This window comes from Nonomuraea sp. B1E8 (genome assembly GCF_039871515.1).
GTDB lineage: Bacteria > Actinomycetota > Actinomycetes > Streptosporangiales > Streptosporangiaceae > Nonomuraea.
Genome location: NZ_JBDPLS010000008.1, coordinates 450,216 through 459,392, shown reverse-complemented (window position 1 = coordinate 459,392; position 9,177 = coordinate 450,216). Strand labels below are relative to the sequence as shown.

Genomic DNA, 9,177 nt, shown 5'->3' with positions numbered 1-9,177 from the left:
CTCCAAAAAAGGTCTGAACCCAACTAACAAAAGGAATCCGTCAAAAACCGACTAACGTCGATCGACGGGGTTGTGCATCATGCACTGGCTTTTAACACACTGTTGAGTTCTCAAGAAACGCACGCGTGCTTCCTTGTCTGAATTCTCTCGAATCGAAACTCGGAGGCGTCTTCTGCTTACCTGTTTTACTTTATCAGGCGGCCCATTTTTCCGTCAAACCCGGAGGTTTGACGGAAATCGGTCGACCGTCTGAGGATGGTGCACCCCGCTTCCGGGGCCCCCGTAACTTACCGTGCCATCCGAGGCGTGTCGAAACAACCGATTTTTCGGCGATCGCGACGCACCCGCAGACGGCTCAGGCTTGAGCACGCCGAAGCGACTCCGCCGATTGGCTCGTCTCCATCAAGGGGCTTGCCCTGGGGCCCGTCCACCTGACCGGCGTCCGGCTCACACCCGGGGCGAACTGAAAGAGTAGGTCGTGATCCGTGACACGTCAAATCGTCCCGCCCGTCCCGGCGTGGCGGCCGGTCGCGATTCGGGCGTCGCGCGGGCGATGGCCTCCACGCAGCGGGCCGGCAGGGCCCGCGACGCCGTGCGCTCCTCGGCGCTGAACTCGCCCGCGATCGCGCGTTCGATCAGCACCGCCCGCTCGTCCGCGGCCTCCAGCGCCGCGCGTCCGGCGGACGTGCGCCGGGTCTCCGGGACGTTGCGGTGTCAGGGGTGCGGCGAACGTTCGACCAGCCGCGTTCCTCCCGGTTCTTGAGCACCCCGGTCATCGCCTGGGGGCGACGAGACACGCTCGCGCCAGCGCCGCGCCCGAGAGGCCGAGGCTGTCGGACAAGGCGAACAGCGCGGCATACTGCGGAACGGTCAGCCGGCCGGACGGACGGCTGCCTGCTTCGCGGCGACCAGAGCCTGGTCACTGGACCCGCTCAGCCGGCCGCTGTTCGCCCAGCTGGCGACGCTCGCCCCCGACGGAGCCGTCAACGTCAACCCGGTATGGACGGTCTGGGACGGTGAGGTCCTGCGGTTCACCACCACGACGGACCGCCGGAATCGCAGAAACGCCGTGGAGAACCCGCAGGTGGCGGTCTCCGTCACCGACCCCGACGCGCCGTACCGCTATCTGGAGATCCGTGGTCGAGTGGGTGGAGCCCGACCCGTCGGGCGACTTCTTCGACACGCTGACCGGCCGCAACGGCCTGGAGTACGAGCGGCCGGTCGCCGACGCCGAGCGGCTGGTCGTGATCGTTATGAAGCCGACACACACCACCCGGCAGTGAGGCGCTCAGCGGCGGATCGTGATCGTCTCGGCGAGCGCCCGCACCTGCCGTGGCGACTCGAACAGCTCCGCCGCCATGCCCGCCTCGCGCGCCGCGACGACGTTCACCGGGTTGTCGTCGAAGAACAGGATGTCCTGCGGCGTCGCCCCCATCCGCTCCGCACAGATTTCGTACGCCCGCCGCTCCGGCTTGGCCGCCCCGATCCGGCACGAGAAGGTCAGCGAGGCGAACCGCCCCAACCAGTCACCATGACGCGATTCCCAGAAGGGCACCAGCTCCTCGATGATGTTCGACAGCAGGCCCAGCCGGTGCCCCTGGTCCGCGAGTTCGTGCACGACCTTCACCATCGACTCGTCCACGTCGCTCCAGCTGGCCAGGTCGGCGCCGATGAGCGCGGGCACGTCCGCGAAGCGCGTGCCCAGCCGGCCGGCCACCGCGTCCCAGTACGCGACACCGCTCTGTCCCTCGTCATAGGGCGGCCGGCAGGCCCAGTACGCCTCCCAGAACCGCTCCTCCGGCACACCCGCCAGGTCGACGAGCCGCCGCCGGCTCTCCGGACTCTGGGTCCGGGCAATCACGCCATAAAGGTCGAACACCATCACATTGGCCATACGCCCGACCCTACGGCGCGTATCCTGCCCCGGTGACCACTGCCGCCACGCTTGCTCCCCCTGTTCGCCCCGCCGCGCGTGTCCGCACGTCAGCGCCCTGGTGGATGGCGTCCCTCGCCGGGATCGCGGCGTTGTCCGGCACGGGCTCCGCCACCCTGAACGGCGACGAGCTGGCCACCGTCAGCGCCGCCTCCCGGTCGTTGTCCGGGCTGTGGGAGCTGGCCCAGCACATCGACGGCCATTTCCTGCCCTACTACCTGTTCATGCACCTCTGGGTGAAGGCGGGCACGGCGGAGCTGTGGCTGCGGTTCCCGTCGGCGGTGGCGATCGCCGTGGTGGCCTGGTTCCTGGCGGACCTGGGCCGGCGCCTGCACAGCGTCCGGGCCGGCGTGGCCGGTGCGGCCGTTTTCGCGATCCTGCCGACGGTCTCCTACTACGGGGCCTTCGCCAGGTCCTACGCCTTCGCCGCCGCCGCGGTCGTGCTCTCGTTCTGGGCGCTGCACCGGGCGCTCGAACGGCCGGCCGCCCGGCGGTGGGTGCTCTACGGGACGGCGGTCGCGCTCGTGTGCTCCACGCACCTGTTCGCGGTGCTGGTGCTGCCCGCTCAGCTGTTCCTGGCCCGCCGCGACACGCTGGCGCGGATGGCCGCGGCGCTGGCCGCCGGGTGCGTTCCCGCCGCGGTGCTGGGGCTCATCGGGTACGGCGAGCGGCACGCCATCAGCTGGATCCCGCAGCGAGGACCGGAGGTCTGGCTGAAGTTCCCCAAGATGGCGGCGGGGACGACCGGGCTCGGCGTGATGTTGTTCGTGCTGGCCGTGGCCGGGGCGGTGCTGCTGTGGGCGGCGGCGCGCAGGCGGGCCCCGGGCGTGGCCGCCGGCCCGTGGGTGTTCGCGCTGGCGGGGTGGCTCGTGCTGCCACCGGTGCTGCTGCTCGCGGTGTCCCACCTGGTGACGCCGGTCTACGTCGACCGCTATCTGTTCGTGACCGCTCCCGCGCTGGCGCTGCTGGCCGGGATGGCCGTGGCCGCTCTCCCCCGGTTCCACGTGGTGGCCGCCGTGGTGGTCGTGCTGCTCGGGTGCCTGCTGTCGGTCCAGGAGCATGTGGACGTACGCGAAGAGAACGGGCGCTTCGAGAACATCCCGTGGGCGCTGCGCGTGATCAAGGCCGAGCCCGACGACGCCATCGTGTACGGGCAGAGCCAACTGCGCGCGGGCTTCGACTACTACGCCGACTCCTTGATGCCGGTCGACGTGCTCAGGACGGGCGACGCCCCCGACCCCGGCGGGTTCGGCTATCCGGAGCGCTCCGATGTCTCCGCGGCCCTGGAGCAGCACGATCGGGTGTGGGTCGTCTGGCGCGGGACGAAGAAGTCAGGGCTGGAGGGCGACGGCGTCGACCGGGTCGGGGAGGTGCGGGAGGCGGGCTTCGAGCTCAGCCTCGCCAAGCACTCAGGCGATCTGCCTGGGCTGACGGTGACGCTGTTCACCCGGCCGTGAACGCCGCCCAAGAAGAAGGCGGGCCTCCCCGAACGGGAAGGGCCCGCCTCGCGCGGCCGGTCAGCCGACCTCGACGCCGCCGATCGACTTCTTGCCGCGGCGCAGGACCAGGTAGCGCCCCGCCAGCAGGTCATCGGAGGCCGGCACGTAGGACTCGTCGGTGATCTTCACGTTGTTGAGGTACGCCCCGCCCTCCTTGACCGCCCGCCTGGCCGCCGACTTCGACTCCACCAGGCCGCTGTCGGACAGCAGGTCGACGAACGCCGCTCCGAGCGAGTCGACCTTGGCCTTCGGCACCTCGGCGAGCGCGGCCCCGAGCGTGGCGGCGGGAAGCTCCTCCAGCGCGCCCTGGCCGAACAGCGCCTTGGAGGCGGCCACGACCGCGTCGAGTTCGTGCTTGCCGTGGAGGAGCTCCGTGAGGTCCTCGGCCAGGGCGCGCTGGGCCTGGCGGGCGAAAGGCCGCTCGGCGACGGCCTTCTCCAGTTCCTCGATCTCCTCGCGGCTCTTGAAGGTGAACACCTTGAGGTAGTGGACGACGTCACGGTCGTCGGAGTTGAGGAAGTACTGGTAGAAGGCGTAGGGCGAGGTCATCTCGGGGTCGAGCCAGAGGGCGCCGCCCGCCGTCTTGCCGAACTTCGTACCGTCGGCCTTGGTGATCAGCGGCAGGGTGAGCGCGTGAACGTGCGCGCCCTCGATGCGGCGGACCAGATCGGCGCCGGCCGTGATGTTGCCCCACTGGTCGCTGCCGCCGATCTGCAGCGTGCAGCCGTAGCGACGGAACAGTTCCAGGTAATCGTTGGACTGCAGGATCTGGTAGCTGAACTCGGTGTAGCTCAGGCCCTCACCCGACAGCCGCGCGGACACGGCCTCCCTGGCCAGCATGCGGTTGACCGGGAAGTGCTTGCCGATGTCGCGCAGGAAGTCGATCGCGGTCAGCTCGCCGGTCCAGTCGAGGTTGCTCACCATGAGCGCCGCGTTCGGCTGCGCGTCGAAGTCGAGGAACCGGCCGACCTGGCCGCGCAGACGTTCCACCCATTCGGCGACGATGTCGCTGGAGTTGAGCGCGCGCTCGGTGTTGCGCCCGCTGGGGTCGCCGATCAGGCCGGTCGCGCCGCCGACCAGGCCGATCGGGCGGTGCCCCGCGAGCTGGAAGCGGCGCAACGTCAGCAGCGGCACGAAATGGCCGACGTGCAGCGAAGGAGCGGTGGGGTCAAAACCGGAATAGACCGTGATCGGTCCCTTGGCCATGGACGCGCGCAGGGCGTCGAGGTCGGTGGACTGCGCGATCAGGCCTCGCCACGCGAGGTCGTCGAGAATGTCGGTCACGGTGCCGGCTTTCCAGTAGACGGGTTGAGGTTGATTCGATACAAGCGTGCCTGATCGCTCGGGCAGGCCGCCACTTGGATACGCTTCGTGTCCATGTGGAGGGTCCGTCGCGAGCTGGCCGTTTTGAAGATCTTAGGGGCTCTGGCATGCGCCGGACTCGCCCTTTACTGGTGGGCGGGAGCCGACGTGGGCGGCGTGATCCTGGCCGTACCGGCGGCCGTGCTGATCGGCGCGATGGGCCTGCGCGACCTGCTCGTTCCCGTACGGCTGGCGGCCGACGAAAGCGGGATCACCGTGGTGCACGGGTTCGCGGGCAGGCGGCACGTGCCGTGGGAGGCGATCTGCGACATCAAGGTCGACGTCCGCAGGCGGTGGGGTCTGCGCAGCGAGATGCTGGAAATCGACACCGGGGACTTCCTGCACATCTTCAGCCCTCACGAGCTGGGCGCCTCCCCCACGGAGGTGGCCGCGGCGTTGCGGCGCCGGGACACGTGAGCGCGGTACGGCGAGACGGCCGGGTCGCCGTCGATCCAGAACCGCCACGGCGTCTCCCTGGCCGTCGAGACGCCCGTACGAGGGCCCGACCTGATGGCGGACGGGTCCGCGGGGCGGCCCTCCAGCATGACCACCGCGCCGTGCGGGACACCGGTGAGCCGGTGGTCCCGCGTTAAGAGCGTCTCCGTTTCGCCGGGCGCGCCCGGCCAGATCGCGTCGATCCCGTTGTGCTCGCGGAGCAGGCCGAGGGCGACCGCCAGCCGGGCCGGCCCGCGGGCGAGATCACGATCGGCGACCCGCCGGCCGCCTCCCCCGGGCGCGGAGGCCGAACCGCCCGTGCGGCGGGCGCGGGCGACGTCCGCGCCCGACACCACCTCGCCCGCCCGCAGCAGCACGGCCGAGCCCGAGCCCTCCGGCAGGCACACGAGGTTCGCGCAGAAGTGCATGCCGTAGGTGAAGTAGACGTAGACGTGGCCGGGCGGGCCGAACATGACGGCGTTACGCGGTGTTCTGCCGCGAAAGGTGTGGGCCGCCGGATCCTCGCCCGGGCCGCCGTACGCCTCGACCTCGGTCAGGCGCACGGCGACGGGACCGTGCACGAGGACGCGCCCGAGCAGGTCGGGCGCCACCTCGGGCGACGGCCGGTCGAAGAAGCTCCGCGGCAGCGGGGCGGAGCTCAGCTGCCCGCCGCCCATGCCGCCTGCGCGTCGACGGACTCGCGCAGCGCGACGAGCTGGTCGCGCACGCGGTCGGGTGCGGTGCCGCCGTGGGCCTTGCGCGCGGCCAGCGCGCCGGGCACGCTGAGCACGTCGCGGACGTCCGGCGTCAGGTGCGGCGACACCTTGACCAGCTCGTCGTCGGTCAGCTCGCCCAGGTCCTTGTCGTTGACCTGGCACCACACCACGAGATGGCCGACCGCCTCATGTGCCTCGCGGAAGGCCACACCACGGCGCACGAGCAGCTCGGCCAGGTCGGTGGCCAGCGCGAAACCGTCGGGGGCCGAAGCCTCCATGCGGGCGGTGTTGACGCGCATCGTCGCCACCAGGCCGGCCATCGCGGGCAGGACCAGCAGCAGCGTGTCGACCGCGTCGAACACCGGCTCCTTGTCCTCCTGCAGGTCACGGTTGTAGGTCAGCGGCAGGCCCTTGAGCGTGGTCAGCAGCGCCGTCAGGTCTCCGATGAGCCGCCCCGACTTGCCGCGGGCCAGCTCGGCCACGTCGGGGTTCTTCTTCTGCGGCATGATCGACGAGCCGGTGGAGTAGGCGTCGTCCATCTCGATCCAGCGGAACTCCTGCGAGGCCCACAGGACGATCTCCTCGCCGAGCCGCGACAGGTGAATGCCGATCATGGCCGCGTCGAACAGGAACTCCGCGGCGAAGTCGCGGTCGGCGACGGCGTCCATCGAGTTGGGCGCGGCGGCGGAGAAGCCCAGCTCCTCGGCCACGGCCTGCGGGTCGAGCGGCAACGACGAGCCCGCCAGCGCGCCGGCCCCGAGCGGGGAGATCGCGGCGCGTTTGTCCCAGTCGGTGATGCGGTCGATGTCGCGGGCGAAGGCGTGCACGTGGGCCAGGAGCTGATGGCCGAACGAGACCGGCTGCGCGTGCTGCAGGTGCGTCATGCCGGGCGCCGCCGTGCCGGCGTGCTGCTCGGCCTGCGCCATCAGCGCCGTCTCCAGCTCGACCAGGCGGGAGACGATCGTACGGGCGTGATCGCGAAGGTAGAGGCGCAGGTCGGTGGCGATCTGGTCGTTGCGCGAGCGCCCGGCGCGCAGCTTGCCGCCGAGCGCGCCGAGCCGCTCCAGCAGGCCGCGCTCCAGCGCGGTGTGCACGTCCTCGTCGGCGACCGTCGGCCGGAACTCGCCCGCCTTGCAGGCGCGCTCCAGGTCGTCGAGCGCGCCGATCATGCGCTCGAGCTCCTCCTCGCTGAGCAGCCCCGCCCTGTGCAGCACCCGGGCGTGCGCCCTGGACGCCGCCAGGTCGTACGGGACGAGCCGCCAGTCGAAGTGCACGCTCACCGACAGCCGGGTCAGCGCGTCGGACGGACCTCCTTCGAAGCGTCCGCCCCACAGCCGCATCGGCTTGCCATCACTCACCGTCATCTCCTCCGTGCCGTGTTCATTGATCGCGCCCGCTTCGTGGTCGTCGGCATCGTGTCTCGCGCTCCCCCGAGCTCCTGCGCTCCGGCCGCGACCTTAGTGCAACTCAACGCCTTTTCGCGTCGCGCGCGGCCGCGATCTTAGCCGGGAGGGAGAAGAGCTGGACGAAGCCCTTGGCCAGCGACTGGTCGAACGTGTCGCCGGTGTCGTAGGTGGCGAGCGAGAAATCGTACAGGGAGTCGTCGGAGCGGCGGCCGGTCACGGTGGCGTTGCCGCCGTGCAGGGTCATCCTGATCTCCCCGTTGACGTGCTTCTGGACGTCGGCGATGAGGGCGTCGAGCGCGTTCTTGAGCGGCGAGAACCACAGGCCGTCGTAGACGAGCTCGCTCCACCTCTGGTCGACGCCCCGCTTGAAGCGGGCCAGGTCCCGCTCGACGGTGACGCTCTCCAGCTCATTGTGGGCGGCGATGAGCGCGATCGCGCCGGGCGCTTCGTACACCTCGCGCGACTTGATGCCGACCAGCCGGTCCTCGACCATGTCGATCCGGCCGACGCCCTGCGCGCCGGCACGCTTGTTGAGCTCGTCGACCACCTGGAAGGGCGTGAGCGCCCGGCCGTCGACCTTGACCGGGACACCCTGCTCGAACGTGACGACGACCTCGTCGGCCGGGCGCGGCTGCTTGGGGTCGGCGGTGTAGGAGTAGACCTCCTCGGTCGGGCCGTTCCAGATGTCCTCGAGAAAGCCGGTCTCGACGGCGCGGCCCCAGAGGTTCTGGTCGATGGAGAACGGGTTCTTCTTCGACGTCTCGATGGGCAGGCCCTTGGCCTCGGCGTACTCGATGGCCTTGTCGCGGGTCCAGGCGAAGTCTCTCGCGGGCGCGATGATCTCGAGGTCGGGGGCCAGCGCGGCCAGGCCGGCCTCGAAGCGGACCTGGTCGTTGCCCTTGCCGGTGCAGCCGTGGGAGACGATGGTGCCGCCGAAGCGCTTGGCCGCCGACACCAGGTGCTTGACGATGAGCGGCCGCGACAGCGACGACACCAGCGGGTAGCGGTCCATGTAGAGGGCGTTGGCCTGGAGCGCGGGCACGCAGAAGTCGGCGGCGAACTCCTCCCTCGCGTCGACCACGACCGACTCGACCGCGCCGCAGTCCATCGCCCGCTTCTGGATGAGCTCCATGTCCTCGCCGCCCTGGCCGAGGTCCACGGCGACGCAGACGACCTCGGCGTTCATCTTCTCGGCGAGGTAGGGGATGGCGACCGAGGTGTCGAGACCGCCGGAATATGCGAGAACCACTCTGTCGGGCATTGTGCTTCGTCTCCAGTGCTGAATGTCAGGATGTCCCGTACGGCGGAGCCCACTCACGTGGAGTGGGCTAACTACGTCGGTCGGCCACCTTCAGCAGCGCGTCGGCGACCGCCTGACCGCCCATCGGATCGCGGCTGATGACGAGGATCGTGTCGTCACCCGCCACGGTCCCGAGAATGGACTCCCAGTCGGCGTGGTCGATGGCGGAGGCCAGGAACTGGGCCGCGCCCGGAGGAGTGCGCACGATGACCAGGTTGGCCGAGGCCTCGGCGCCGACCAGCAGCTCCTCCGCGATGCGGTGCAGCCGCGCCGCCGGGGTCTCGCCGGTGCCGAGCCTGGCCAGCGGGATGCGGCCACCGCCCTCTCCGGGGAGCGCGTAGACCAGCGAGCCGTCCTCGGCGCGCAGCTTGAGCGCGCCGAGCTCGTCGAGGTCGCGCGAGAGCGTGGCCTGGGTGACCTCGACGCCGCTCTCGGCGAGCAGCTTGGCCAGCTCGGGCTGGGAGCGCACGGCCTGCCGCTGCAGCAGGTCGGTGATCTTCGCCTGCCGCGCCGCCTTGGTCATCGG

Annotated in this window: 10 protein-coding genes and 1 pseudogene; 4 read left to right on the top strand and 7 right to left on the bottom strand. The window is 70.4% G+C overall.

Translation table 11 applies throughout. From position 1 onward, the window contains the following. Positions 1-447: 447 nt before the first annotated feature. The gene (locus tag ABGA98_RS27530; protein WP_347621293.1) at positions 448-642 is read right to left on the bottom strand and encodes a hypothetical protein; all 195 of its coding nucleotides are present in this window, start codon (positions 640-642) and stop codon (positions 448-450) included. A gap of 214 nt (positions 643-856) precedes the next feature. On the opposite strand from ABGA98_RS27530, the pseudogene ABGA98_RS27525 reads away from it, so the two are divergent. Next, positions 857-1,087: pseudogene (locus tag ABGA98_RS27525) on the top strand (pyridoxamine 5'-phosphate oxidase family protein); the annotation flags it as partial. A 49-nt stretch (positions 1,088-1,136) separates the two neighbouring features. Continuing rightward, positions 1,137-1,283 carry a hypothetical protein gene (locus ABGA98_RS27520; protein ID WP_347621292.1) on the top strand — a complete coding sequence of 49 codons (147 nt, stop codon included), beginning with the start codon at positions 1,137-1,139 and terminating at the stop codon, positions 1,281-1,283. 5 nt (positions 1,284-1,288) lie between these two features. On the opposite strand, the gene ABGA98_RS27515 is transcribed toward ABGA98_RS27520, so the two are convergent. Beyond that, positions 1,289-1,894, bottom strand: coding sequence for an HAD family phosphatase (locus ABGA98_RS27515; RefSeq protein ID WP_347621291.1), 606 nt, complete (start codon positions 1,892-1,894; stop codon positions 1,289-1,291). 32 nt (positions 1,895-1,926) lie between these two features. Here ABGA98_RS27515 and ABGA98_RS27510 point away from each other — a divergent pair, with 32 nt between their 5' ends. Continuing rightward, the gene (locus ABGA98_RS27510) at positions 1,927-3,390 is read left to right on the top strand and encodes a glycosyltransferase family 39 protein (RefSeq protein ID WP_347621290.1); all 1,464 of its coding nucleotides are present in this window, start codon (positions 1,927-1,929) and stop codon (positions 3,388-3,390) included. A gap of 60 nt (positions 3,391-3,450) precedes the next feature. On the opposite strand, the gene tyrS is transcribed toward ABGA98_RS27510, so the two are convergent. Beyond that, positions 3,451-4,716, bottom strand: a complete 1,266-nt coding sequence (gene tyrS, locus ABGA98_RS27505; RefSeq protein ID WP_347621289.1) for a tyrosine--tRNA ligase — start codon at positions 4,714-4,716, stop codon at positions 3,451-3,453. 93 nt (positions 4,717-4,809) lie between these two features. Here tyrS and ABGA98_RS27500 point away from each other — a divergent pair, with 93 nt between their 5' ends. Next, positions 4,810-5,211 carry a PH domain-containing protein gene (locus tag ABGA98_RS27500; protein ID WP_347621288.1) on the top strand — a complete coding sequence of 134 codons (402 nt, stop codon included), beginning with the start codon at positions 4,810-4,812 and terminating at the stop codon, positions 5,209-5,211. Here ABGA98_RS27500 and ABGA98_RS27495 read toward each other — a convergent pair. The 4 genes from ABGA98_RS27495 to ABGA98_RS27480 form a co-directional block, all read right to left on the bottom strand. Then, complete coding sequence (locus ABGA98_RS27495) at positions 5,151-5,906, bottom strand: DNA-3-methyladenine glycosylase (protein WP_347621287.1); 756 nt, start codon at positions 5,904-5,906, stop codon at positions 5,151-5,153. The two genes, ABGA98_RS27500 and ABGA98_RS27495, sit on opposite strands and share 61 nt — an antisense overlap. After that, positions 5,888-7,309: an argininosuccinate lyase gene (gene argH, locus ABGA98_RS27490; protein ID WP_347621286.1), complete on the bottom strand. Its 1,422-nt coding sequence runs from the start codon at positions 7,307-7,309 to the stop codon at positions 5,888-5,890. The genes ABGA98_RS27495 and argH overlap by 19 nt, the downstream gene beginning before the upstream one ends. Before the next feature lie 103 nt (positions 7,310-7,412). After that, positions 7,413-8,612, bottom strand: a complete 1,200-nt coding sequence (locus ABGA98_RS27485) for an argininosuccinate synthase (protein WP_347621285.1) — start codon at positions 8,610-8,612, stop codon at positions 7,413-7,415. Positions 8,613-8,679: 67 nt separating this feature from the next. Beyond that, positions 8,680-9,174 carry an arginine repressor gene (locus tag ABGA98_RS27480; protein ID WP_347621305.1) on the bottom strand — a complete coding sequence of 165 codons (495 nt, stop codon included), beginning with the start codon at positions 9,172-9,174 and terminating at the stop codon, positions 8,680-8,682. Positions 9,175-9,177 lie beyond the last annotated feature (3 nt).

What these genes read in the sequence shown, in the direction of transcription:
- ABGA98_RS27515 (WP_347621291.1), bottom strand. Translation starts at nt 1,894, where the DNA reads ATGGCCAATGTGATGGTGTTCGACCTTTATGGCGTGATTGCCCGGACC.
- ABGA98_RS27500 (WP_347621288.1), top strand. Translation starts at nt 4,810, where the DNA reads ATGTGGAGGGTCCGTCGCGAGCTGGCCGTTTTGAAGATCTTAGGGGCT.
- ABGA98_RS27495 (WP_347621287.1), bottom strand. Translation starts at nt 5,906, where the DNA reads ATGGGCGGCGGGCAGCTGAGCTCCGCCCCGCTGCCGCGGAGCTTCTTC.
- argH (WP_347621286.1), bottom strand. Translation starts at nt 7,309, where the DNA reads ATGACGGTGAGTGATGGCAAGCCGATGCGGCTGTGGGGCGGACGCTTC.
- ABGA98_RS27485 (WP_347621285.1), bottom strand. Translation starts at nt 8,612, where the DNA reads ATGCCCGACAGAGTGGTTCTCGCATATTCCGGCGGTCTCGACACCTCG.
- ABGA98_RS27480 (WP_347621305.1), bottom strand. Translation starts at nt 9,174, where the DNA reads ATGACCAAGGCGGCGCGGCAGGCGAAGATCACCGACCTGCTGCAGCGG.